Source organism: Streptomyces sp. NRRL S-646, assembly GCF_000720765.1.
In the GTDB taxonomy this organism is placed as follows: Bacteria; Actinomycetota; Actinomycetes; order Streptomycetales; family Streptomycetaceae; genus Streptomyces.
Genome location: NZ_JODC01000015.1, coordinates 23,719 through 48,420, shown reverse-complemented (window position 1 = coordinate 48,420; position 24,702 = coordinate 23,719). Strand labels below are relative to the sequence as shown.

Annotated in this window: 16 protein-coding genes and 1 pseudogene; 12 read left to right on the top strand and 5 right to left on the bottom strand. The window is 70.5% G+C overall.

Annotation, left to right across the window (positions count from 1 at the left end; genetic code table 11):
• The first annotated feature begins 159 nt into the window (after nt 1-159).
• From IH68_RS0135340 to IH68_RS0135315, 6 genes are all read left to right on the top strand, one after another.
• Nucleotides 160-1,536, top strand: a complete 1,377-nt coding sequence (locus IH68_RS0135340) for an ABC transporter substrate-binding protein (protein ID WP_030943418.1) — start codon at nt 160-162, stop codon at nt 1,534-1,536.
• A 10-nt stretch (nt 1,537-1,546) separates the two neighbouring features.
• The gene (locus tag IH68_RS0135335; protein ID WP_030943414.1) at nt 1,547-2,899 is read left to right on the top strand and encodes a carbohydrate ABC transporter permease; all 1,353 of its coding nucleotides are present in this window, start codon (nt 1,547-1,549) and stop codon (nt 2,897-2,899) included.
• Entirely contained in the window at nt 2,896-3,777 is an 882-nt protein-coding gene (locus IH68_RS0135330; RefSeq protein WP_030943411.1) for a carbohydrate ABC transporter permease, read from the top strand. Before IH68_RS0135335 ends, IH68_RS0135330 begins: the two co-directional genes overlap by 4 nt.
• A gap of 158 nt (nt 3,778-3,935) precedes the next feature.
• Nucleotides 3,936-6,143, top strand: a complete 2,208-nt coding sequence (locus IH68_RS0135325; RefSeq protein ID WP_030943407.1) for a bifunctional glycosyltransferase/CDP-glycerol:glycerophosphate glycerophosphotransferase — start codon at nt 3,936-3,938, stop codon at nt 6,141-6,143.
• 151 nt (nt 6,144-6,294) lie between these two features.
• Complete coding sequence (locus IH68_RS0135320) at nt 6,295-8,493, top strand: bifunctional glycosyltransferase/CDP-glycerol:glycerophosphate glycerophosphotransferase (protein ID WP_030943404.1); 2,199 nt, start codon at nt 6,295-6,297, stop codon at nt 8,491-8,493.
• Nucleotides 8,494-8,498: 5 nt separating this feature from the next.
• Entirely contained in the window at nt 8,499-10,730 is a 2,232-nt protein-coding gene (locus tag IH68_RS0135315; protein WP_030943401.1) for a bifunctional glycosyltransferase/CDP-glycerol:glycerophosphate glycerophosphotransferase, read from the top strand.
• A gap of 19 nt (nt 10,731-10,749) precedes the next feature.
• Here the strand turns inward: IH68_RS0135315 and IH68_RS0135310 are convergent, their stop codons facing one another.
• The gene (locus IH68_RS0135310) at nt 10,750-11,163 is read right to left on the bottom strand and encodes an organic hydroperoxide resistance protein (protein WP_030943398.1); all 414 of its coding nucleotides are present in this window, start codon (nt 11,161-11,163) and stop codon (nt 10,750-10,752) included.
• Between the two features lie 122 nt (nt 11,164-11,285).
• On the opposite strand from IH68_RS0135310, the gene IH68_RS53915 reads away from it, so the two are divergent.
• Nucleotides 11,286-11,771, top strand: coding sequence for a MarR family winged helix-turn-helix transcriptional regulator (locus tag IH68_RS53915; RefSeq protein ID WP_030943395.1), 486 nt, complete (start codon nt 11,286-11,288; stop codon nt 11,769-11,771).
• Here IH68_RS53915 and IH68_RS0135300 read toward each other — a convergent pair.
• On the bottom strand, nt 11,690-13,354 hold the full coding sequence (locus tag IH68_RS0135300) for a glycosyltransferase family 39 protein (protein ID WP_234341704.1): 1,665 nt from the start codon (nt 13,352-13,354) through the stop codon (nt 11,690-11,692). The two genes, IH68_RS53915 and IH68_RS0135300, sit on opposite strands and share 82 nt — an antisense overlap.
• Before the next feature lie 92 nt (nt 13,355-13,446).
• Between IH68_RS0135300 and IH68_RS0135295 the strand changes: the two genes are divergently transcribed.
• The 3 genes and pseudogenes from IH68_RS0135295 to IH68_RS53910 all read left to right on the top strand — a co-directional run.
• Nucleotides 13,447-14,730: a glycosyltransferase family 87 protein gene (locus IH68_RS0135295; RefSeq protein WP_234341703.1), complete on the top strand. Its 1,284-nt coding sequence runs from the start codon at nt 13,447-13,449 to the stop codon at nt 14,728-14,730.
• 84 nt (nt 14,731-14,814) lie between these two features.
• Nucleotides 14,815-15,795 (top strand): UDP-glucose 4-epimerase GalE, encoded by a 981-nt coding sequence (galE, locus tag IH68_RS0135290; protein ID WP_030943385.1) that lies wholly within the window; start codon nt 14,815-14,817, stop codon nt 15,793-15,795.
• 167 nt (nt 15,796-15,962) lie between these two features.
• Nucleotides 15,963-16,154 (top strand): annotated as a pseudogene (locus tag IH68_RS53910) (ADP-ribosylglycohydrolase family protein); the annotation flags it as partial.
• A 2-nt stretch (nt 16,155-16,156) separates the two neighbouring features.
• Here IH68_RS53910 and IH68_RS0135280 read toward each other — a convergent pair.
• Nucleotides 16,157-16,801 carry a response regulator gene (locus tag IH68_RS0135280; protein WP_030943382.1) on the bottom strand — a complete coding sequence of 215 codons (645 nt, stop codon included), beginning with the start codon at nt 16,799-16,801 and terminating at the stop codon, nt 16,157-16,159.
• 77 nt (nt 16,802-16,878) lie between these two features.
• A complete protein-coding gene (locus IH68_RS0135275; RefSeq protein ID WP_037885798.1) occupies nt 16,879-17,505 on the bottom strand; it encodes a TetR/AcrR family transcriptional regulator in 627 nt (208 codons plus the stop codon).
• Between the two features lie 278 nt (nt 17,506-17,783).
• On the opposite strand from IH68_RS0135275, the gene IH68_RS0135270 reads away from it, so the two are divergent.
• A complete protein-coding gene (locus IH68_RS0135270) occupies nt 17,784-18,701 on the top strand; it encodes an ABC transporter permease (RefSeq protein WP_030943377.1) in 918 nt (305 codons plus the stop codon).
• The gene (locus IH68_RS0135265; RefSeq protein ID WP_030943374.1) at nt 18,694-19,500 is read left to right on the top strand and encodes an ABC transporter ATP-binding protein; all 807 of its coding nucleotides are present in this window, start codon (nt 18,694-18,696) and stop codon (nt 19,498-19,500) included. Before IH68_RS0135270 ends, IH68_RS0135265 begins: the two co-directional genes overlap by 8 nt.
• Before the next feature lie 67 nt (nt 19,501-19,567).
• Here IH68_RS0135265 and IH68_RS0135260 read toward each other — a convergent pair whose 3' ends face one another.
• Nucleotides 19,568-24,514, bottom strand: a complete 4,947-nt coding sequence (locus IH68_RS0135260) for an NAD-glutamate dehydrogenase (RefSeq protein WP_030943372.1) — start codon at nt 24,512-24,514, stop codon at nt 19,568-19,570.
• Between the last annotated feature and the right edge of the window lie 188 nt (nt 24,515-24,702).

The following is a 24,702-nucleotide window of genomic DNA, read 5'->3' as shown; positions in this document are numbered from 1 at the left end:
CCCCCATGTCTGCCCAACCGCCGGAGGCAACCGTCACGAGGCGGTCACGATCCCCCGGTTGACAGCGGACGCGCACTTGCCGACCCCACCCCGCGGGCGTAGACCAGATCACACGGGACAGCGCTCGACGTTCGACGAAGAACGGAGAACGGGGCAGTGATGCGCAGCACGAGCAGCAAGAACCGGACACGCAGGGCCGCCAAATCCGCAGCCGCCCTCCTGGCGGCGGCACTCGCGCTGGCACTCACGGGCTGCGGCGGGGGCGGCGACAAGAGCAGCGACGGCGGCAGCAGCTCGGGGAGCTCCGGCTCCGTCAAGCTGCCCAAGCTGAACGGCCAGACGCTCGAGGTGGCCGCCGTCTGGACCGGCGCCGAGCAGGACAACTTCATGAAGGTCATGGACGAGTTCAAGAAGCGCACCGGCGCGAAGGTCAACTTCGTGCCGACGGGCAACAACACCTCCACGTTCCTCGGCACCAAGATCCAGGGCGGCCAGCCGCCGGACGTCGCGTTCCTGCCGCAGGTGGGCGTGTTGCACCAGTTCGCCGACAAGGGCTGGCTCAAGCCGCTCGGCGCGGACGCCAAGGCCCAGTTGGAGAAGAACTTCAGCAAGGGCTGGGTCGACCTCGGTGCCTGGAAGGGCAAGCAGTACGGCGTCTACGCCAAGGCCGCCAACAAGTCCCTGGTCTGGTACAACACCAAGGCCTTCGAGGCGGCGGGGATCACCACGTCCCCCAAGACCTGGAAGGACTTCCTCAGCACCGCGCAGACGCTGTCGGACGCCGGCTCGCCCGCCGTGTCGATCGGCGGCGCGGACGGCTGGACGCTCACCGACTGGTTCGAGAACGTCTATCTCTCCCAGGCGGGCCCCGAGAAGTACGACCAGCTGGCCGCGCACAAGATCAAGTGGACGGATCCGTCCGTCAAGGACGCACTCACCACGCTCGCCCAGCTCTGGGGCAAGAACGACCTGATCGCGGGCGGCACCAAGGGCGCGCTGAACACGGAGTTCCCGAAGTCCGTCACACAGACCTTCTCCGGCAGCACCCCGGCGGCGATGGTCTTCGAGGGCGACTTCGTGGCCGCGAACATCAACGGCGACACCAAGGCGAAGCTGGGCACGGACGCGAAGGTGTTCCCGTTCCCGGCGGTCGGCTCCCAGGCCCCGGTGGTCAGCGGCGGCGACGTGGCCGTGGCGCTGAAGGACAGCAAGGGCGCCCAGGCGCTGCTGACGTTCCTGGCCTCCACCGACGCGGCGGAGATCTGGGCGGCGCAGGGCGGCATCCTCTCCCCGAACAAGGAGATGGACCAGTCCAAGTACAAGGACGCGATCACCGCGCAGATCGCCAAGCAGCTGCTCGCGGCCGGTGACAGCTTCCGCTTCGACATGTCCGACCAGGCGCCGGCTGCCTTCGGCGGCACGGCCGGCATCGGCGAGTGGAAGGACCTGCAGGACTTCCTGAGGAACCCGAAGGACGTCGCCGGCACCCAGCAGAAGCTGGAGGCCGACGCGGCCAAGGCGTACGCGGCCGGCTGACGGCGCGGCCATGACGTCCGTAGCGAACTCGACGGGGGGCGCCGGCGCACTGCCGACGCCCTCCGTCTCGCCGCGCAAGAGCGTCACGGGGACCCGGCTGTGGGTGGCGGTGCTGTTTCTGCTGCCCGCGTTCGTGCTTCTCGGGGCGCTCGTGGTCTACCCGATCGGGTACTCGGTCTGGCGCAGTCTCTACGACGCCGACGGCTCCGGTTTCGTCGGGCTGAAGAACTACGGCGACATCTTCAGCAACGACGCCACTCTGACCGCCGTACGCAACACCGCGATCTGGGTGGCGGTGGCGCCCGCGATCGTCACCGCACTGGGTCTGATCTTCGCCGTGATGACCGAACGGGTGCGCTGGGGAACGGCGTTCAAGTTGATCGTCTTCATGCCGATGGCGATCTCGATGCTCGCGGCCGGGATCATCTTCCGTCTCGTCTACGAGCAGGATCCCCATCTGGGCGCCGCCAACGCGGTCGCCAAGTCCATCCACGACACCTTCGTGTCGTCGTCGGTGTATCCGGGTGCGCGGCCGAACGAGACGGCGACCGATCTCAAGCCGTCCGGTGGCGGCTCGTTCACGACGACGGGCACCGTGAAGGCGGGCACCCCGGCCCTGCTCCCCCTGGTCGGCATCGCACCCAACAGGCTGCCCGGCACCCCCGAGAACGCGAAGACGGCGAGCGGTTCGGGCGTCACCGGCACCGTCTGGCTGGACTTCAAGCTGGGCGGCGGCGGCACGAAGGGCAAGGTCGACCCGGGTGAGAAGGCGCTGAAGGGCGTCCAGGTGGAGGCCGTGAAGGGCGGCAAGGTGGTCGCCTCCGCGAAGAGCGGCGCCGACGGCACCTTCACTCTCCCGGCGAAGGCCGACGGGGCCCAACTGCGGCTGCCCGCCTCGAACTTCTCGGCTCCGTACAACGGCATCGACTGGCTCGGCCCGACGCTGGTCACCCCGGCCATCATCGGCGCGTACGTGTGGATGTGGGCGGGCTTCGCGATGGTGCTGATCGCGGCGGGCCTGGCGGGCGTGGACCGCAACCTCCTGGAGGCGGCCCGGGTGGACGGCGCCAACGAGTGGCAGGTGTTCAGAAGGGTCACGGTCCCGCTGCTCGCACCCGTCCTGGTGGTCGTCCTCATCACGCTGATGATCAACGTGATGAAGATCTTCGACCTGGTCTACATCATCGCCCCGCAGCCCAGTCAGGACGACGCCAACGTCCTTGCCCTGCAGCTGTTCCTGTCGTCCTTCGGCGGCGGCGGCAACGAGGGCGTCGGCAGCGCGATCGGCGTCATCCTGCTGCTGCTCGTGCTGCCGGTGATGTTCGTGAACATCCGCCGGCTGAGGAAGGAGCGTCAGCGGTGAGCGCCCTCGACACGACCGTGCGCGCCAAGCGCTCGTTCGCCACGCGGGTGGCGAGCGGCGCGGCGGGCGGGGTGATGCGGATCTTCCTGATCCTGGTCGCCCTGTTCTGGCTGGTGCCCACCTTCGGCCTGCTGGTCTCGTCGTTCCGCGACCCGACCGACATCGCCACCTCGGGCTGGTGGAAGGTCTTCACCGCGCCGAGCCAACTGACCGCCAAGAGCTACCAGTCGCTCCTGGAGAAGGACGCGATCACCCACGCGCTGTTCAACACGGTCTGGATCACGGTCCCGGCCACGCTCCTGGTGGTGCTTCTCGGTGCGATGGCCGGATACGCCTTCGCCTGGATGGACTTCAAGGGGCGCGACTGGTGGTTCCTGGTCGTGGTGGCGCTGCTGGTCGTGCCGGTCCAGGTGGCCCTGATCCCGCTCGCCGACCTCTTCGGCAAGATCGGGATCTTCGGAGACATCATCGGCGTGGTCCTCTTCCACGTCGGCTTCGGACTGCCGTTCGCGATCTTCCTGCTCAGGAACTTCTTCGCGGAGATCCCGCGTGAACTCCTGGAGGCGGCACGGCTGGACGGCGCCGGCGAGACCCGGCTGTTCCTCACCGTCGTCATGCCGCTGGGCGCGCCGGCGATCGCGTCCCTCGGCATCTTCCAGTTCCTGTGGGTGTGGAACGACATGCTGGTGGCGCTGGTGTTCTCGAACGCGGAGTCGCAGCCGCTGACGGTCGCCCTGCAGCAGCAGGTACGGCAGTTCGGCAACAACATCGACGTACTGGCACCCGGCGCGTTCATCTCGATGGTGATCCCGCTGGTCGTGTTCTTCGCGTTCCAGCGGCAGTTCGTCTCCGGTGTCATGGCGGGAGCCGTCAAATAGCCCTGGGGGACAACGTGATGGAGGGGGTGGGGCGTTACGGTCCCGCCCCCTTCCGTTCACCCAGGATCCCCCGTATGCCGCAGGCACCGTAACCAAGTCACTCCATCGGCCGTTCCCGGGCAAGGCCCCGTCGTCCGCGCCGACCCCATGGATGTGCCTTGCCCAGGTTCAGTGTCATCGTCCCCGCGTACAAGGTTCAGGCGTATTTGCACGAATGCCTGGAATCGGTGCTCTCGCAGTCGTATCCCGATCTCGAACTGGTCGCGGTCGACGACTGCTCGCCGGACGGAAGCGGCGCGATCATCGACGAGTTCGCGGCCCGCGACCCGCGCGTCCACCCCGTGCACCTGACCGAGAACCAGGGCCTGGGCCGCGCCCGCAACGCGGGCCTGGAGCGGGCGAGCGGCGACTACCTGGTCTTCCTGGACGGCGACGACACCCTCACCCCGCACGCGCTGCGCGCCATCGCCGACCGTCTGAAGGAGACGGGCGAACCGGACCTCGTCGTGTACGACTACGCGCGCACGTTCTGGTCGGGCGAGACCGTCCGCAACGTCGTCGCCGGCCAGCTCACCGAGCAGGGCGCGGCCCCCTTCCGCCTGGAGGACCGCCCGGGCCTGCTGAAGCTGCTGATGGTGGCCTGGAACAAGGCGTACCGGCGGGAGTTCGTCGAGCGCGAGGGCTTCACCTTCCCGCCCGGCTACTACGAGGACACCCCGTGGACGTTCCCGGTGCTGATGGCCGCGGAGTCCATCACGACCCTCGACCGGGTGTGTGTGCACTACCGGCAGCGCCGCCAGGGCAACATCCTCTCCACCACCAGCCGTAAGCACTTCGACCTCTTCGAACAGTACGACCGTGTCTTCGCGTTCCTCGACGAGCGCCCCGAACTCGCCCGTTGGCGGCCGCTGTTGTTCCGCCGCATGGTCAACCACCTGACGAAGGTGTTCTCCCACCGCGAGCGCCTGCCCCGAGGTTCCCGCGCCGATTTCCTGCGCAAGGCCCGCGCCCACTACCGCCGTTACCGTGTGCCCGGCCCGCCCGTCCCGCTGGGCTCCCGCCTCCGCCACACCCTGATCCGCTGGGGCCTGCACCGCACCTACCGCTCACTGCAGCTGGCGGCGGCCCTGCGCCGCAGGGCGGTCAAGCTGTGCGTCAAACTCCTGCGCACCGCAAGGGCGACGGCGCTGCGTGTGCACTACCGCATCCAGCTCCGGCTGCCCCTGCGCGCCGACCGCGCCGTCTTCACCGCGTACGACGGCCGCGAGCACGGCTGCAACCCGGGCGCCCTGGAGGAGGCCTTCCGCACCTTCGCGCCGCACATCCGCACGTCCTGGCTCGCCCGCCCCGGCACGGCCGCCTACTGGACGGCCCTGGCCCGCTCCAAGTACCTCGTCAGCGACACCGGCTTCGAGCCCCGCCTGGTCAAGCGCCGCCGGCAGATCCTGGTCCAGACCCTGGAGGGCACCCCGCTCGGACACACGGGCCTCGACCTGCAGGAACGCCCGGCCGCGGCGCGTGACCTGGATTTCGAAGAGCTCCTGGACGACGTCGACAAATGGGACTACGTCCTGTCGGCGAACCGCCACTCCACCCTCACCTGGGAGCGGGTCTACCCGGGCAGCTACACCACGCTCGAATACGGCTCCCCGCGCGGCGACGTGTTCCAGAAGGCCACGTCGAACGACGTCACCCGCCTGCGTGAGTCCCTCGGCATCCCCGAGGACAGCGTCGCCATCCTCTACGCCCCCGCCCACCGCGACTACCGCCGCACCCAGCGCTCCCCCCTGGACCTGGAACGCGTCCTGCGCCGCCTGGGCCCCCGCTACGTCGTCCTCGCCCGCACCGAGAGCCCCGTCCCGCAGAGCGCCCGGATCATCGACGTGACCGGCCACCCCGGCGTCGAATCGCTCTGTCTGGCCTCGGACGCCCTGCTCACGGACTACTCGTCCCTGATGTTCGACTACGCGGGCCTGGACCGCCCGATCGTGCTCCACTCCGCCGACGACGACCGGGCGGCGTACGAGGCGGCCCGCGGCACCTACTTCGACGTGCGTGCCTTCCCGCCGGGCGCGGTCGCCCGCAGCGAGGACGAGCTGATCGACATCTTCGCCACCGGCCACTGGCGCGGCTCCCGCTCGACCCAGCTGCGGACCGCGTTCCGCGAGCGGTTCTGCCCGTACGACGACGGACGCGCCGCCGAGCGCGTCGTACGCCGTGTCGTCCTGGGCGAGACCGACCTGCCGCCGGTGACCCCGCTCGCCGAGCGCCACCCCGTGCCCTCCGCGGCCGCGACCCTCGCGCGCTCCCCGCAGGCGACCGTGCCGCAACCCGGCGGCCCGCTGACCGTCACCGACAGCCTCTGAACGCCGTTCTCACTCCGGGGAGTTCGCATGCCCTCCAGCCCGTCGCGGCCCACACCGAGCCGGCCGTCCACCTGGCGTCCCACAGGACGGCCGGGACGCCTCGGCTGAGACGTATACGGGTCCCCGCACGAACATCGACAGAAAGAGCAGCATGCCCCGCTTCAGCATCATCGTCCCGTCCCATGGGGTGGCAGGCCGGCTGTCCCAGGCGCTGGACTCCGTGCTCGCGCAGTCCTTCGGCGACTTCGAGCTGATCCCGGTCTGCGACGGCCCCGGCACGCCCGCGGCGGACGTCGTCGACGGATACGCCGAGCGGGACTCCCGGGTGACCGCGGTGCACTCGCCCCCCACGGCCGGTCTGTCCGGGGCGCGCAACACCGGGATGCGGGCGGCGACCGGCACGTATCTGCTGTTCCTCGACTGCGACGACGCCCTCGTCCCCGGCGCCCTGGCGGCCGTGGACGCACGCCTGGCCGAGACGGGTGACGTGGACGTCCTGTACCTGGAGCACGAGCGTGTGCCCTGGTGGGAGGGCGAGCCGACCAACCCGGCCGCGCTGCTCCTGCCGAAGACTCCGGCGGGCGCCTTCTCCCCCGAGCAGGTGCCGCAGCTGACGGGCGTGCAGCTCCCGGCCTGGAGCGCGGCCTACCGCCGGGCCTTCCTGGTCGAGCAGCGCATCGGCTTCCCGGACGGCCACTTCACCGATGTGGGCTTCGGCGGCCTGGTCACGCTGGCGGCCGAGAAGGCCGCGGTGCTGCGCCAGGTCGTCGTACGGCATCTGGCGCGCAGACAGGGCAGCCGGCTCGCCCTCCCCGGGGAGCACCACCTCGAACTCCTCGCCCAGACCGACCTGGTGCTCACCCGCGCCACGGAGCTGGACCTGCCCTGCGAACGGTCGGCCCCGCTGTTCGAGCAGCTCTTCGCGGCCGTGCTGAAGACCGCCGCGCACCCCAGGCGGCTGTCCGGCAGGCGCCGCGCCTTCTTCCGGCTGGCGAGCAGGCTGTACCGCCGGCACCGCCCTGTCGGCCACCGGACGCCGCCCGGCAGCCTCGGCCTGCAGCACCGGCTGCTCGCGGCCGGGGCGTACACGGCGTTCCGTGCCCTGCGGGAGGCCAACCAGGCGGCGGTGAAGGCGGCCGAGCGCCTGCCGCGGCCCCACATGGTGCGCACGCGCCTGCGGTACGCGCGGAACCTGCGCCGCCCGCTGGACCCCAACCTCGTCGTCTACTGCGCCTATTGGGGCCGCGGCTATGCCTGCAACCCGGCCGCGATCCACGCCAAGGCCCGCGAACTCGCCCCGCACCTGCGTTCGGTGTTCCTCGTCGAACCGGGCCAGGAGCACACCATGCCGGAGGGCATCGAGTACGCGGTCATCGGCAGCACGAAGTACTGGGACGTGCTGGCCGCCGCCAAGTACCTCGTCAACAACGCCAACTTCGCGGATGCCGTCGTCAAGCGCCCCGGCAGCGTCCATCTGTCGACCCAGCACGGCACCCCGCTGAAGAAGATGGGCGTCGACCAGGCGACCTACCCCGTGGTGGCCTCGGCGACCGGCAGCTTCGCCAAGCTGCTCGCCCGTATCGACCGCTGGGACTACAACCTCACCTCCAACCGCCACTCCACCGAGATGTGGGAGCGGGCCTACCCCGCCGCGCACGAGACCCTCGAGTACGGCTATCCGCGCAACGACGTGTACTACACGGCGACCGCGGACGACGTGGCCCGTGTCCGGCGGGAGCTCGGGGTCCCCGAGGGGAAGACGGCCGTCCTGTACGCGCCCACCCACCGCGACTACCACACGGGCTTCGAGACGGGCCTGGACCTGGAGGCCTTCTGCGAGGAGGCCGGCGAGGACGTGGTCGTCCTGCTGCGCGCCCACTACTTCTACGACCAGGGCAGGGCGCGGAGCACCGGCCGGATCATCGACGTGACCGCGCACCGCTCCTCCGAGGACGTGTGCCTGGCCGCGGACGCGCTGATCACCGACTACTCGTCGATCATGTTCGACTACGCCAACCTGGACCGGCCCATCGTGGTGTACGCCGACGACTGGGACGTCTACCGGGAGACCCGTGGCGTCTACTTCGACCTGATGGAACACCCGCCGGGGCCGGTGGCCCGCACGCCCGAGGAGCTGGCCCGCGTCTTCCGTGACGGCTCCTGGGCGGGAGAGGAGTCGACGGCGGCACGGGCCGCCTTCCGTGAGCGGTTCTGCCAGTTCGACGACGGACGCGCCGCCGAGCGGGTCGTGCGCCGGGTGCTGCTGGGCGAGCCGCCCGAGTCGATCCCGCCCGTGATCCCGCTAGCCGAGCGCACCCCGGCCCCGGTCCCCGCCCTTGTGAGGAACTGAAACCCGTGCCCCGCTTCAGCATCATCGTCCCCGTCTTCAAGGTGCAGGGCTTCCTGCGCGAGTGCATCGACTCGGTGCTCGGACAGTCGTACCCCGACTTCGAGGTGATCGCCGTCGACGACCGCTCGCCCGACGGCTGCGGCGCGATCCTCGACGAGTACGCGGCACGCGACGAGCGGGTGCGGGTACTGCACCTGCCCGAGAACGTCGGTCTCGGCCGGGCCCGCAACGCCGGGCTGGCCGAGGCGCGTGGCGACTACGTCCTCTTCCTCGACAGCGACGACCACTACACGCCGGGCCTCCTCGGCGCGGTCGCCGACCGGCTGAAGTCGGCCGAGGACCCCGACATCCTGGTCTTCGACCACGTACGCACCCACTGGTGGGGCCGGGGCGGCCCGAGCGACGCCTCCGCCCTGCTGGCCGCCGCGGGCCAGGACGTCTTCAGCCTCCGTGAGAGCCCGCAGTACGCCCATCTGTTCCTGGTCGCCTGGAACAAGGCGTACCGGCGCTCCTTCTTCCAGGAGCACGGTCTGCAGTACGCGCCGGGCCTGTACGAGGACGCGCCGGTCACCTACCGCTCGATGGTGCTGGCCGACCGCATCGCCTGCCTCAACCGGATCGGCGTCGAATACCGGCAGCGCCGGCAGGGCGCGATCACCAAGACGCCGGGGCGCAGGCACTTCGATATCTTTGCGCAGTACGAGGGGCTGTTCGCGTTCCTGGAGGAGCGCGAGGACCTCGCCTGGGCGCGGCCCCTTCTCTTCGAACGGGCCCTGGACCACATGCTGTTCGTGATCGCCCGCGAGGACCGGGTGACCCCGTCGGACCGCTCCGCGTTCTACCGCGAGATGCGCTCCTTCCACCGCCGTCACTGCCCCGAGGACTTCGTCCCGCCGGACGGCCCGCGCGGCACCGAGATGCGGCTCCTGGCGAGCTCGCCGTACGTCTCGTACGCGGCACTGCGCGGGGTGCGCGGTCTGCGCAGGATCGCCGGGGCGGGCAAGCGGCGTACGGTGGGCAAGGCATCGGCGGCGGTCCAACGCGCCTGGTACGCAGCCCAATCGAGGCTGCCGCTCGATCCGCGCCTGGCCGTCTACTCGGCCACCCACCACGCGGGCGTGCACGGCGACCCGGCCGCGATCCACGCCAAGGCCGCCGAACTGGCGCCGCACATCCGCGGGGTGTGGGTGGTCCGGGAGGACGCGGTGGACTCGCTGCCGCCCGGTACCGACTTTGTGACGCCGGGCTCGCGGGAGTACCACGCGGTCATGGCGCGGGCCACGTACTGGGTGAACAACGTCAACTGGCCGGGCTCCCTGGTCAAACGCCCCGGCCAGGTCCATGTGCACACCCACCAGGGCACACCGCTCAAGTACATGGGTGCCGACCTGCTGACCAAGCCCGGCGCCCGGCACGGCTTCAGCGTGCCGAAGATGCTGCACCGCGCCGACCGCTGGGATCTGAGCCTGGTCGCCAACCGGCACTCCGAGCTGGTGTGGGACCGGGCGTACCCCTGCCACTTCACCTCGCTGCGGACGGGCAGTCCGCGCAACGACGTGCTGGTCGCCCCGCCCGAGGAGCACGCCGAGGCCGTGCGGGCACGGCTCGGCATCCCTGCCGGGAACACGGTCGTGCTGTATGCGCCGACCCGCCGCGAGTACCGCCGGGGCGGGCACGTCGACCGGATCGACCTGGCGCGGTTCGCCGCGGACCTCGGTGCCGGGCACACCCTCGTCGTACGTCTGCACCCGACCCTCGCCACCGGTACGGCGCGCGGGCTCGGCCTCGCCGATCTGCACGCGCGCGGCGTGCTCGTCGACGCGACGGACGAGCCGCACGTCGAGGACCTGATGCTCGCCTCCGACGTGCTGGTCACCGACTACTCGGCCCTGATGTTCGACTACGCCAACCTGGACCGGCCGATGGTGATCCACGCGGACGACTGGGGCGCGTACGCGGCGAGCCGCGGAGCCTACTTCGACATCACCGCCGAGGCGCCGGGCCATGTGTCGCGCTCCTACCGGGAGCTGGCCTGGCTGTTCGCCTCGGACACCTGGCGGGACGAGGAGTCCGCGGGCCTCAGGGCCGCCTTCCGGCAGCGGTTCTGCGAGTTCGACGACGGACGGGCCGCCGAGCGGGTGGTACGGACGGTGCTGCTGGGCGAGAAGATGCCGGAGCCGCAGGCGGCCCCGGCGGTGCCCGCTCCTGCGACGGAGCGGGCTCACTCGCTGAGCTGACGGTTACCCGGCTGCTCGGTTACTCGATGACGAGGTCGACGTCGATGTTGCCGCGGGTCGCGTTGGAGTACGGGCACACCTGGTGAGCGGTCTCGACCAGCTTGCGGCCGGTCGCCTCGTCCACGGTGTCCGGCAGCTCGATGCGGAGGGTGACCTTGAGCGCGAAGCCCTCGCCCTGCTTGCCTATGCCCACCTCGGCGGTGACCGCGGCGTCGCTGACGTCGACCTTCGCCTGGCGGCCGACGAGGCCGAGGGCGCTGCCGAAGCAGGCCGCGTAACCGGCGGCGAACAGCTGCTCGGGGTTGGTGCCCTCGCCGTTGCCGCCCAGCTCCACCGGGGGGGCCAGCTTGAGGTCGACCTTGCCGTCGTTGGTGAAGGCGCGACCGTCGCGGCCGTGGGTGGCAGTGGCGACAGCGGTGTAGAGCGCGTCCATGGATGAAATCCCTCTCGAAGTCGTGTTCCGGCGGCCCTTCTGGCGGCCGCCTCACGACCACGAGTAGAGCACACAATTCAGTTGTGCACAACTGAATGGCCCGCAAGAGCTATTCTGGATGCATGACCACCGCGCCCGACACCCCGACCACCGACTGGCTCCGCCTCGACCAGCAGATCTGCTTCTCCCTGAACGCCGCCTCGCGCGCCTTCGGCGGCGTCTACCGGGTGATCCTCAAGGACCTCGGGATCACCTATCCGCAGTACCTGGTGATGCTGCTGCTGTGGGAGCACGGCGATCTGCCGGTCAAGAAGCTGGGCGAACACCTGCGGCTGGACTCCGGCACCCTTTCCCCGCTGCTCAAGCGGCTGGAGGCGGCCGGTCTGGTACGGCGGGAACGCAGCGCCCGCGACGAGCGCTCGGTGGAGGTGCGGCTGACCGAGGAGGGCGCCGCCCTGCGCGATCAGGCCGTTCAGGTACCGCGCCGGATCGTCGCGGCCACGGGCTTCGACGTGGACGAGATCCGTCAGCTGCGGTCCCGGCTCGACGAGCTCACAGCGGCGCTGGACGCGGCCACCGCGGCGGAGGCGGCGGGGCGGCGGACGTAGAGGAGGAAGGTCACCCGGCCGCTGACGTATCTCTCCCGGGCGATGAACTGCTCCTCCACGACCGCGAGTTTCACACGCTCGGTCGGGTCGGCCGGCAGCAGACCCGAGCGCAGGACCCTCGACTGGCCGACCACCCAGACCCGGTCCACGCCGGCCAGCTTGCGCCGCAGCTCGCCCGGTGTGGTCTCGATGCCGCTCAGCGTCCCGGACCGGGGCCCGGACTCCCGCAGCGCGATGTCCCGGGCCTTGCGGAACGCCTTCGGATAGGTCAGCGCCGTGAGCCGCCAGTTCGACGGCAGGAACAGCACCGGATCGCCGGGACGGATGTCGCGGGCGGCCCGCGCGGCGACGGCGCCGAGGTTCTCGGGGCGGTGCCCCGGGGAACGGTCCTGGCGGTAGAGCGGGAGGCACTGGACGAAGGCGAGGGCGACGGCCAGGACTCCGGTCAGGGTGCCGAGCGCTCCGCTGGATGTGCCCCGATGGGCCGTCTGTCGTCTGCGGCGCCCTCGGGGCTGGACGCGCCCCACGGCGGAGCCGCTCATCGATACGGCCCCGCGCCCCAGCGGACTTTGCCCGGCTTGCTTGGGCCACAGGTGCGCCACGGCTGCGGCCAGCCGGTCGGCGCCGGCGGCGGCCAGCAGCGGCGCCCCCGCCAGCGCGTACAGCACATACCGCTCGTGATACAGCGGCCGGATCTGCGACACGGCGATCAGGAGCGCCGGGGGCAGCACGAGCAGCGGGAGTGCGACCGCCGCCAGTCGGCCCGCCCAGAGCCCCAGCACCATCAGCGCGACGGACACCCAGAACACCACCCCGTCCGGGGCGACGACGAAGTCCCCCACCAGCAGCCCCGCCTGGTCCCACCCGGGTGTCACCAGCCACCCCACCTGCCCCGACTGCTCCTGCGACACCCACACCAAGGGCAGCAGAACGGCCCCCACCAGCCCCGCCGCACGCCCCCAGCCCAGCCATACGGTCCTCGGCACCCGCATGAGCGCCAGCGTCAGTGCATGCGCGCACAGCACCAGGACGACCATTTCGTGCAGCAGACAGGTCACGGCGAGGGCACCGCCGTACCACCACCAAGCGCGCCGCGACCGTCCCTCCACCGCGCGCAGCAGCAGCAGTGTCGCCGCCGCCACGCCTGCCGCGACGAGTGCGTACGAACGCCCTTCCTGTGCGTAGTGGCCGGTCAGCGGGGTGACCGCGTACAGGAGACCGGCCCACAGCCCGACCCGCGGCCGGACCAGCCGTACGCCGAGAGCCGCGACCAGACCGGCGGTCGCGGCGGCCCCGAACACGGACGGGAGCCGCAGGACGACCTCACCGGGGTGGACGGCGAGGACGACGTGCATGAATAGGTAGTACAGGCCGTGTACGGCGTCCAGGCCGTGCAGCAGCTGCCAGATCTGCGGCACCGTGCGGCGGCCGACCAGGAAGGTGACGCTCTCGTCGCCCCACATGCCGCCGCGGTCGAGCCCCCACAGACCGATCACGAGTATGACGACGGCAGGAACCGTCACGGCCACGATCTCCGCACGCACCCACCGACGGTTCGCCCGCCCCGCGTCCTCGCTCAGCACACGGCTGATTTTGTGCGGTAGGCGGGCTCTTACCGAGCATTGACGGTGTATTAGCAGTCATACACCATTCGCCCGGCTTACGATCCGCCGTGATGAACGCCGTGACGAACGCCGTGATGACCACCGCCGGAAAACGCCGCCTCCTCGCCCTTGCCGCCGCCTGGCTCGCCACCCGGGCCCTGATGTTGTGGCTGCTCGCACACGACGCGGCGCCCCGGCTCGGCGGGGGCTCGGTCGCACGGGAGGTATGGCACCTGTACCACCACTGGTACGGCATCCTCGCGCACGGCGCCTTCCCCGCGCACGACCCGCTGTGGCAGTACCCGCCCGGGGCCGGCGCGGTGCTGCTGTCGCCCGCGCTGCTGCCGGGCCTGACGTACTTCCAGGCGTTCGTCGTCCTCACCCTCGCCGCCGACGCGGCGATCACGCTGGCGCTGGCCCTCGCGGGCAACCGCCCCGGCCGCACGCTCCTCGGGGCGGCGATGTGGGTGGGCGGCCTGCCGCTCCTCCTGCACCTCCCGCTCGCCCGCTACGACGTGCAGGTGACAGCCCTCGCCGTCATCTCCCTGTTGACGTTGCCGCGCTCCACGCGCGCGTGCGGGGTGTTCGCGGCGCTGGGCGCCCTGGTGAAGGTGTGGCCGGCGTTGGTGCTGCTGGGCACACCGAGGGGGCGGACGACGCGTTCGGCGTGGGCGTGGGCCGCCGTCACCGGGGCCGGGTCGCTCGCGGTCCTCGCGGCACTGTTCGACAACCCCTCCGCCTTTCTGCGCCAACAGGGCGGGCGGGGCGTGCAGATCGAGTCGCTCGGCGGCACGGCGCTCGCCTTCGCGACACACGCCGGGTGGCCGGGGCAGGTGCGCTACCAGTACGGCGCCATGGAGTTCACGGGCCCGTACGTACGGACCGTCGCGCAAGTGTCCCTCGCGCTCACGGCGGTTGCCTTCGGGCTGCTGCTCCTGTGGCGGCTGTGGGCCCGGCGCTGGACGCCTGCGACGCCGTACGACGCCGCGCTGAGCGCCGTCCTGCTGTTCACCGTCACCAGCCGGGTGATCAGCCCGCAGTACATGATCTGGCTGCTGGGCCTGGCCGCCGTGTGCCTGACCTCACGGCACACCGTGCAGCGCCCGGTGGCCGCCCTGCTGCTGGCGGCGACCGCGCTCAGCGCCGTCGCCTATCCGCTGTTCTACGGCCAGGTCATCGCCTGCACCTGGCCGGGCTGCGCGCTGATGCTCGCCCGCAACGGGCTGCTCGCCGCGGCCGCCGTGCTGTCCCTCGTCCGGCTGTGGCGCTCCACCCGCCCCGCGCCCGTGTCTCCCGCGCCCACGCGCGGACCTGACCCGGTCACCCGCCGCCTTCCCCAGCACTCCGGCGCATAGAAAGTGCTGACGGCGCGGGACTCCACCGCCTGCTTCACTGATACCGCACCACCACGGGCCAACTGACGAAGGGGACGGCCGCACATGACCTGGCTGATCACCGGCGGCGCCGGATACATCGGGGCGCACGTCGTCCGGGCGATGATCGAGGCGGGCGAGCGGACCGTGGTGTACGACGACCTGTCGACGGGGATCGCCGAGCGCGTGCCGCGGGGTGTGCAGCTGGTGGTGGGGTCGACGCTGGACGGCGAGCGCGTCGCCCGCGCCCTCACGGTCCACGACGTCAGCGGGGTCATCCACCTGGCGGCGAAGAAGCAGGTGGGCGAGTCCGTGGACCTGCCGCTGCACTACTACCGGGAGAACGTCGAGGGCCTGCGCGTCCTCCTGGAGGCGGTGACCGCGTCCGGTGTCCCGTCCTTCGTGTTCTCGTCCTCCGCGGCGGTGTACGGCATGCCGGACGTGGAGCTGGTGACGGAGGAGACGCCCTGCGTGCCCATGTCGCCGTACGGCGAGACGAAGCTGGTCGGCGAATGGCTGGTCCGTGCGGCGGCCCGCGCGACAGGCCTCTCCACGGCCTCCCTGCGCTACTTCAACGTGGCGGGCGCCGCGACCCCCGAACTCGCGGACACCGGCGTCTACAACCTGATCCCGATGGTCTTCGAGAAGCTCACCGACAACGCACCCCCGCGCATCTTCGGCGACGACTACGAAACCCCTGACGGGACCTGCGTCCGCGACTACATCCACGTAGTGGACCTGGCCGAAGCCCACGTAGCGGCCGCCCGCACGCTCCAGTCCTCACCGGGCCGCCACCTCACCCTCAACATCGGCCGGGGCGAGGGCGTCTCCGTCCGCGAAATGATCGACCGCATCAACGCCATCACCGGCTACGACCGCCCCCCGACCGTCACCCCCCGCCGCCCCGGCGACCCGGCCCGAGTAGTCGCCTCCGCAGCCCGCGCCGCCACCGAACTGGCCTGGAAGGCCAAACACGACGTCGAAGACATGATCACGTCGGCCTGGGAGGGCTGGGTACGGGTGCATCCGGGGGCGGCGCGGGGTTAGGCGCCGCGGGGGGTGCCGGGCTGCGCAGGGTGCGCGGTGAAGTGCGGTGATGTGGCCCGCGCCCCGAAGGGGCGCGGGGAACTGCGCGACCAGCCACGACGCACCCGCGGCTGTCGACGGCCGATCGCGGTGCTTCCCGCGGAGCGCCTTGCAGCGGCGACCCTTGGGACCTGGGCGGCGACACGGACACCGTCGCCGCAGTGACCGGCGGGCTCGCGGGAGCCGTGTACGGCATGAGCGCGATACCCGAACGCTGGACCGCCGCGCTGCACGTACCCCTGCCCGGCTTCGGCGGACGGGTCCTGCGCGCCCCGGAGTTGGCGGACCTCGCACGGCGGCTGCACGGCCGGGAAGTCTGAAACTACCGGTTGTTCAGGTACGTCAGTACGGCCAGCACCCGGCGGTGGCCGCTGTCGCTCGGGGGCAGGCCCAGTTTGAGGAAGACGTTGCCGATGTGCTTGTGGACCGCGCGTTCCGTGACGACGAGGGTCTTGGCGATGGTCGCGTTGTCGTGGCCCTCGGCCATCAGTTTCAGCACCTCGCGCTCGCGCGGCGTGAGCGAGTCGAGCGGCGAGTCCTTGCGGCGGGTGAGGAGTTCGGTGACGACCTCGGGGTCGAGCGCCGTACCGCCGGCGGCAACCCGCTCCAGTGCGTCGAGGAACTCGTCGACCCGGCCGACCCGGTCCTTGAGCAGATAGCCGAGCCCGCTCGCGCCCCCGGTCAGCAGTTCGGCGGCATACGACTCCTCGACGTACTGCGAGAGCACCAGCACCGGCAGCCCCGGGATCCGCGCACGTGCCTCGAGCGCCGCGCGCAGGCCCTCGTCACGGAAGCCGGGCGGCATGCGCACATCGAGCACGGCGGCGTCGGGACGGTGCTCCAGGAGTGCGGGCAGGACCTCGGGCCCGGTGCCGGCGACGGCCACGACCTCGTGCCCGGCGGACGTCAGCAGGAGGACGAGGCCCTCGCGCAGCAGGGCGTTGTCCTCGGCGATCACGACTCTCACGGCAGTTCCGCCTCAACTCCGGTCACCGCGGGCGGCGACTAGCTTTCGGCCACCGGCGGCCGGCGACCGCAGCATACTCAGAGCACCTTGAGAGCCTCCGCGGTGGCCCGTGCCAGCGCCGCCAGGTAGTCCTTCGGCAGCTTCGGGCTACGGATCACCACCGAGCGCCAGTAGAGGGGCCCGGAGATCAGGTCGAGCGCCAGGTCCTCGTCCAGCTCCCCGCTGATCTCACCGCGCTGCGCCGCCGCCACGATGATCTTGAGGGCCACGCCTTCCTGCCCCTCGCGCAGGGTCTTCTGCATGGCCTCGGCGATCTCCGGGTTACGGGCCGCCTCGGCCTGCAGGTCCGGGATGATCTGCGAGGCCACCGGGTGCCGCAGGGCGCGCGAGGTGACCTCGTACAGCAGCCGCAGATCGCCCTCCAGGGAACCCGTGTCCGGCGTCGGCAGGCCCAGCACCGCGATCGCCGAGACGACGTCGAGGACCAGGTGCAGCTTGGAGCGCCAGCGGCGGTAGACCGCGGTCTTGCCGACGCCCGCGCGGCGCGCGATTCCCTCGATCGACATCCGCGCATAGCCGACTGCCGCGAGCTCCTCGAAGACGGCCGCACGGATGGCCTCCGTCACGTCCTCTCGGAGTACGGCCGCCCCGGCAGGGGTTCGGCGGCGCGGACGCGTCTGGGGCTCGTCGGCGTTCGTCGTCATGCGGACCAGCATAGGGCGTTGCGACGAAACGGTTGCGTCCTGACGCGGGAGGCGTTGCGACGAAACGGTGTCGTCCCGACGGCCCGACCGGCGAACACGTTACGACGAAACGGTTGCGTTCCGACGTCAACCTGTCCTACGCTCGCGTTGCGACGATACGGTCCCGTCCCGACGTAAGAGAACGTGAAGAGAAGCGTAAGGAAACGCCGGGCATCGGACCGCCCGGCCGACGGGCCGGACGACGCCAGCACCCCCTCCCCCGAGTGAAAGCAGCGGATGTGAGCCAGGTCCTCGACACACCGCCCCCGACGCCGGCCCCGGCCGACGACGACCTCGCGGCCCTCGCCGCCCGCCACGGCCTCTCGGTCAGCGGCGCCCGCCCCTCCCTGCCCGAGTACGTCCGGCAGCTGTGGGCCCGGCGCCACTTCATCACCGCCTTCGCAACCGCCAAGCTCACCGCCCAGTACAGCCAGGCGAAGCTCGGCCAGGTCTGGCAGGTCATGACGCCGCTGCTGAACGCGGCGGTCTATTACTTCATCTTCGGCGTCCTGCTCGGCACCAAGCGGCACGTGCCGGACTACATCCCGTTCCTGGTGACGGGCGTGTTCATCTGGACGTTCACCCAGAGCTCGATCATGGCGGGCACCCGCGCGATCTCCGGCAACCTCGGCCTGGTCCGGGCGCTGCACTTCCCGCGGGCCGCGCTGCCGATCTCCTTCTGCCTCCAGCAGCTGCAGCAGCTGCTGTTCTCGATGGCCGCGCTGGTCGTCATCCTGCTCTGCTTCGGGGTGCCGCTCGCGTTCTCCTGGGTGCTGGCGTTCCCGGCGCTGGTCCTGCAGTTCACCTTCAACACCGGCGTCTCGATGATCATGGCCCGGATGGGCGCCAAGACCCCGGACATCGCCCAGCTGATGCCTTTCGTCCTGCGCACCTGGATGTATGTGTCCGGCGTGATGTGGAGCATCGACAAGCTGGCCGGCAAGCACAGCAACCTGCCGCACTGGGTGGAGCCGGTGCTCCAGGCCCAGCCGGCCGCGGTCTACATCGACCTGATGCGTTACGCCCTGATCGACAGCTTCCACGCCCACCAGCTGCCGCCCCATGTGTGGGCGCTCGCAGCCGGCTGGGCCCTGCTCGCCGGAGTCGGCGGCTTCATCTACTTCTGGAAGGCTGAGGAGACGTACGGCCGTGGCTGAGCACACCATCGAACGCATCCCCACCGTCGTCGTCGACGGCGTCGACATCGTCTACCGGGTCAACGGCACCGGCGCCGGGCGCGGCTCCGCGACCGCCGCCCTCAACCGCATGCTGCGCCGCCAGCAGGCCGAGAAGGCGGCCGGCGTACGCACGGTGCACGCCGTCAAGAACGTGTCCTTCGTCGCGTACAAGGGCGAGGCGGTCGGCCTGATCGGCACCAACGGCTCCGGCAAGTCGACCCTGCTGAAGGCGGTCGCGGGCCTGCTGCCGGTCGAGAACGGCCACATCTACACCGACGGCCAGCCCTCCCTCCTCGGCGTCAACGCGGCCCTGATGGGCGACCTGACCGGCGAGAAGAACGTCTACCTCGGCGGCCTCGCCATGGGTATGTCCCGCGAGGAGATCAAGGAGCGCTACGAGGGCATCGTCGACTTCTCCGGCATCAACGAGAAGGGCGACTTCATCACCCTCCCCATGCGGACGTACTCCTCCGGCATGGGCGCCCGCCTGCGCTTCTCCATCGCCGCCGCCAAGGACCACGACGTGCTCCTCATCGACGAGGCGCTCGCCACCGGCGACCGGTCCTTCCAGAAGCGCTCCGAGGCACGCATCCGCGAACTGCGCCAGCAGGCGGGCACGGTGTTCCTGGTCAGCCACAACAACAAGTCCATCCGCGACACCTGCGAACGCGTGCTGTGGCTGGAGCGCGGCGAACTGCGCATGGACGGCCCGACGGAAGAGGTCATGCGGGCCTACGAGGAGTTCACCGGCGGCGCGGACAAGCCGAAGGCCGCCTGAAACACCGCCACGAAAGCGAGGTGCCCCGAGCCGGTCGGCTCGGGGCACCTCGCTTTCGTACCGCCTGCTACGAGTGCGTGCGCAGCAGCGTCCGCATCGTGCGCATCGCCACCGACAGGTTGGCGAGGTCGAACGTCTCCGAGCTCTGGATCTCCTCCAGAGTCGTGCGCGCCCGGCCCAGGATCGCCGCGTTCTTCTCCTCCCAGGCCTTGAAGCGCTGCTCGGGAGTCGAGGTGCCGTTGCCCACCGCCAGGACGTCCGCGGTCACCGCCGCGTGGGCCGCGTACAGGTCCTCACGGATGGAGGCGCGGGCCATGGACTGCCAGCGGTCGGCGCGCGGCAGCTCGATGATGCGGTCCATGAGCTGGGTGATGTGCAGACGGTCGGCGAGGTCGTAGTAGACCTCGGCGACGTCCAGCGGCTCCTTGCCCATGCGGTCGGCCACCGACACGATGTCGAGCGCCGGGAAGGCGGAGGAGAACCCGGCCACGCGGGTGGCGAGCGCGTCCGGGACGCCGGCGCCGGTCAGCTCGTCGTAGATCTGCTGCCACCACTCGAGGTCCGCGCCGCGCAGCAGCTTGGTGAGCTGCTGCCAGACCTGCTCGACACGCTCGGCGAAGAAGTCGACCGTCTCGGCGAGCTGCAGCGGCTGCGGCCGGTTGTTGAGCAACCAGCGCGTGCCGCGCTCCACCAGTCGGCGCGAGTGCAGCCGGATACGGGTCTGGACGGCGGCCTCGACCTGGTTGTCCAGGCCCTCGACCGCGTCCCACACCGGAGCCGAGCAGAAGATCGCCCGGGCCGCGGTCTGCGCCCGCACGATCTCCTCCAGGGAGGCGCCGGTCTCCTCGCGCAGGCGGTGCAGATAGGTCGTACCGCCCGTGTTGACCGTGTCGTTGACCAGGACGGTCGTGGTGATCTCGCGGTGCAGCGGGTGCCCGTCGATGCGGTCGGCGAACTTCTCGCGCAGGGCCGTCGGGAAGTACGCGTGCAGCAGACCGCTCAGATACGGGTCGTCCGGCAGCGAGGTGTGCAGCAGCTCCTCGGCGACCGTGATCTTCGTGTACGCCATCAGGACGGCCGTCTCGGGGCTGGTGAGACCCTGGCCGGCGCTGAGGCGTTCACGGATCTGGCGGTCGGCGGGGAGGAACTCCAGCGCCCGGTCCAGGTGGCCCTCGCGCACCAGATGGCGGATGAACCGCTGCTGGGCGTGGAGCATGTCCTTGGACTGGGCCAGCGCGTTGGCGAGCGCCGTGTTCTGCGCGTAGTTGTTGCGCAGGACGAGCGCGCCGACCTCGTCGGTCATCTCGGCGAGCAGCTTGTTGCGCTGCTTGACGGTCATGTCTCCCTCGGCGACCAGGCCGTTCAACAGGATCTTGATGTTCACCTCGTGGTCGGAGGTGTCCACGCCCGCGCTGTTGTCGATCGCGTCCGTGTTGATCTTGCCGCCGTGCCGTGCGAACTCGATCCGGCCGAGCTGGGTCAGACCCAGGTTGCCGCCCTCGCCGACGACCTTGACACGCAGGTCGGCGCCGTCGACCCGGATCGGGTCGTTGGCCTTGTCGCCGACGTCCGCCTGGCTCTCCGTGCTGGCCTTCACATACGTACCGATGCCGCCGTTCCACAGCAGGTCCACCGGGGCCTGGAGGATGGCCTTCATCAGGTCGGCCGGGGTCATCTTGGAGACCTTGCCCTCGATACCGAGGGCCTCGCGGATGTGCGAGTTGAGCTGGATGGCCTTGGCGGTACGCGGGAACACGCCGCCACCGGCGGAGATGAGCTCGGTGTTGTAGTCGGCCCAGCTGGAGCGCGGCAGCTCGAAGATGCGGCGACGCTCGGCGTACGAGGTGGCCGCGTCCGGGTTCGGGTCGATGAAGATGTGCCGGTGGTCGAAGGCGGCGACCAGGCGGATGTGCTCGCTCAGCAGCATGCCGTTGCCGAACACGTCACCGGACATGTCGCCGATGCCGACGACGGTGAAGTCCTCGCTCTGCGTGTCGACGCCCAGCTCCCGGAAGTGCCGCTTGACGGACTCCCAGGCACCGCGGGCGGTGATGCCCATGCCCTTGTGGTCGTAGCCGGCCGAGCCACCGGAGGCGAAGGCGTCGCCGAGCCAGAAGTTGTATGTCTCCGCGACCCCGTTGGCGATGTCCGAGAACGTCGCGGTGCCCTTGTCGGCGGCGACCACGAGGTAGGTGTCGTCCTCGTCGTGCCGCACGACGTCGGCCGGGGGCACGACCTCGCCGGCCACCATGTTGTCGGTGATGTCGAGCAGCGCCGAGATGAACGTCTTGTAGCTGGCGATGCCCTCGGCCAGCCACGCGTCCCGGTCCACGCTCGGGTCCGGCAGCTGCTTGGCGACGAAGCCGCCCTTCGCGCCGACCGGCACGATGACGGTGTTCTTCACCATCTGCGCCTTGACCAGGCCGAGGATCTCGGTCCGGAAGTCCTCACGCCGGTCGGACCAGCGCAGACCGCCTCGGGCGACCTTTCCGAAGCGCAGGTGCACGCCCTCCACGCGCGGCGAGTACACCCAGATCTCGTACGCCGGGCGCGGCGCCGGCAGATCGGGGATCGCCTGCGGGTCGAACTTCATGGACACGTACGCGTGCGGCTTGCCGCCCGCCGCCTCCTGGAAGAAGTTCGTCCGGAGGGTCGCCTTGATGACGGTCAGGAAGGACCGCAGGATCCGGTCCTCGTCGAGGGAGGCCACCTGGTCGAGGGCCGCGTCGACCTCTTCGAGAAGCGCGTCGACGATCTCGAGTCCGGCCCGCTGCCGGTCCGGCGACATCCTCGCCTCGAACAGCGAGACGAGCAGCCGGGTGGTGTGGACGTTGTTGCGGAGGGTGTCCTCCATGTAGTCCTGGCTAAAGGTGGAACCGGCCTGGCGCAGGTACTTGGCGTACGCCCGCAGCACCATCGCCTGCCGCCAGGTCAGTCCGGCGCTCAGCACCAGGGCGTTGAAGCCGTCGTTCTCCGCCTTGCCGGTCCAGGTGGCGGCGAAGGCCTCCTGGAAGCGCTCGCGGGCGTCGTCGCCGAGGTAGTCGCCGCTGCCGTTCTGCACCTTGGGCATGCGCAGGCCGAAGTCGTAGATCCACGCAGTGGTGCGGTCCGAGCAGCGCAGCTCGTACGGGCGCTCGTCCGTCACCTCGACGCCGAGCCGGCTGAGGGCCGGCAGCACGGCGGACAGGGAGACGGCCTCACCCTTGCGGTAGATCTTGAACCGGCGCTCCTCGGGGGCGGCGCCGACGGGCTCGTACAGGCTGAGCGAGAAGTCCTGGCCGCTGTGGGCCTGCGCCTCGCTGAGCTGCTCGAGGTGGACGAGGTCGGCGACTGCGGCACGCGGGTTGTGGTCGGCCTTGTAGCCCTCGGGGAAGGCGTTGTTGTAGCGGCGCAGCAGTTCCGCGGCGCGCTCCTCGCCGCATTCGGCGTTCAGCGCCTCGGCGAAGCCGTCGGCCCAGGAGCGGGCGGCCTCCACCAGGCGGGCCTCGATGCGCTCCTTGTCGGCGTCGGACAGCTGCGGCAGCTCGGTGCCCTGCGGGACACGGACCACGAAGTGCAGCCGGGACAGGATCGACTCGGTGTTCCAGGCCGTGAAGTCGACGCTGGTGCCGCCGAGTTCCTCCTTCAGGATGTCGATGATCCTCAGGCGCACACCGGTGGTGTAGCGGTCGCGCGGGAGGTAGACGAGGGCGGAGTAGTAGCGCCCGTACTCGTCCTGGCGCAGGTACAGCCGCAGTCGCCTGCGCTCCTGCAGGTAGAGGACGGACGTGGCGATGGACTCGAGCTCACTGGCCGGCGTCTGGAAGAGCTCGTCGCGCGGGTACGTCTCCAGGATCTGCAGCAGGTCGCGCCCGTCGTGGCTGTTGGGCGAGAAGCCGGCGCGCTCCAGGACCTCCTCGACCTTGCGGCGGATGACCGGGACCCGGCGCACCGACTCGGTGTAGGCGGCGGAGGAGAACAGCCCGAGGAAGCGGCGCTCGCCGACGACATTGCCGTCCGCGTCGAACTTCTTGACGCCGATGTAGTCCAGGTACGAGGGCCGGTGCACGGTGGCCCGGCTGTTCGCCTTGGTCAGCACGAGGAGCTTGTGCTCGCGGGCCTTGGCGCGGGCGTCGGCGGGCAGCCGCTCGAAGGACGGGCTCACCGGGTGCCTGTCGTCCCCGGCGTGCTGCGGGTCGGAGCGCAGGATGCCGAGGCCGGTTCCGGGCACGGCGGCCAGCGAGTCGTCCTCGCGCAGCTGGTACTCGCGGTAGCCGAGGAAGGTGAAGTGATCGGCGGACAGCCACCGCAGCAGCTCGCGGGCCTCCTCGATGTCCTGCTCGCGCAGGTCGGTGGCGACGGGCTCCTCGGGCAGTTCGTCGGCCATGCGCAGCGCCGCGTCCCGCATCTTGTCCCAGTCCTCGACGGACTCGCGGACGTCGGACAGCACACGCAGCAGGTCGGCGGTGATCTGCTTGAGGTCGCCACGGTCGGTCTCGCGGTCGATCTCGACGTGGATCCACGACTCGGTGTGCGCGTCGTGCGCCAGGTCGCCGCCGGGCTGCGCGCTGAGCACCTCGATGAGCTTGCCGGTGACATCCCGGCGGACGATGATCTGCGGGTGGATGACGACGTGGATGCCGCGTCCCTGTCGCGTCAGCTCATTGGTGACGGAGTCGACCAGGAAAGGCATGTCGTCGGTGACGACCTCGACGACGGAGTGGCTGCACGTCCACCCGTTCTCCTCCACCGTGGGCGTGTGGACCCGCACGTTGGCCGTGCCCTGGGGTCGGTTCTCGGCCAGCCGGTAGTGCGAGAGCGCGGCTCCGAAGATGTCGACCGGGTCGCGGCCGTTCAGGTCCTCCGGGGCGGTGTGCAGGTAGTAGCGCTGGAGGAACGCGAGCACGGTCTCCCGGTCTGGGGTGCTCTCGTCCGTCGTCCCGGTCGGTAGGTGCCCCCCGACCGGGCTGTTCTCAGCTACCCGGGCGGCCCTCTCGAGCAGCTCGGCCTTGGCTTCGTCCAGCTTGGTCTGCATTGTCCTCTGGCTCCTGTCGCGCGCCGTTGCGTGACGTAGAAGGAAGTACGGTCTCTTCCCCTGCGGCTCGACGCCACGGCCCGGGTTCTCCGGTCTGCTCCGACGCTATGCCGCAAGGTGAGATGAGCGGGAAGATATGAGCCATATTTGAGCTGCCCCGAGGGTGTGACACTGCTCTCCGCAGCGCC

Coding starts and splice junctions, on each gene's coding strand:
- IH68_RS0135340 (WP_030943418.1), top strand. CDS start 160: ATGCGCAGCACGAGCAGCAAGAACCGGACACGCAGGGCCGCCAAATCC.
- IH68_RS0135335 (WP_030943414.1), top strand. CDS start 1,547: ATGACGTCCGTAGCGAACTCGACGGGGGGCGCCGGCGCACTGCCGACG.
- IH68_RS0135320 (WP_030943404.1), top strand. CDS start 6,295: ATGCCCCGCTTCAGCATCATCGTCCCGTCCCATGGGGTGGCAGGCCGG.
- IH68_RS0135310 (WP_030943398.1), bottom strand. CDS start 11,163: ATGGACGCGCTCTACACCGCTGTCGCCACTGCCACCCACGGCCGCGAC.
- IH68_RS53915 (WP_030943395.1), top strand. CDS start 11,286: ATGACCACCGCGCCCGACACCCCGACCACCGACTGGCTCCGCCTCGAC.
- IH68_RS0135295 (WP_234341703.1), top strand. CDS start 13,447: ATGAACGCCGTGACGAACGCCGTGATGACCACCGCCGGAAAACGCCGC.
- galE (WP_030943385.1), top strand. CDS start 14,815: ATGACCTGGCTGATCACCGGCGGCGCCGGATACATCGGGGCGCACGTC.
- IH68_RS0135275 (WP_037885798.1), bottom strand. CDS start 17,505: ATGACGACGAACGCCGACGAGCCCCAGACGCGTCCGCGCCGCCGAACC.
- IH68_RS0135260 (WP_030943372.1), bottom strand. CDS start 24,514: ATGCAGACCAAGCTGGACGAAGCCAAGGCCGAGCTGCTCGAGAGGGCC.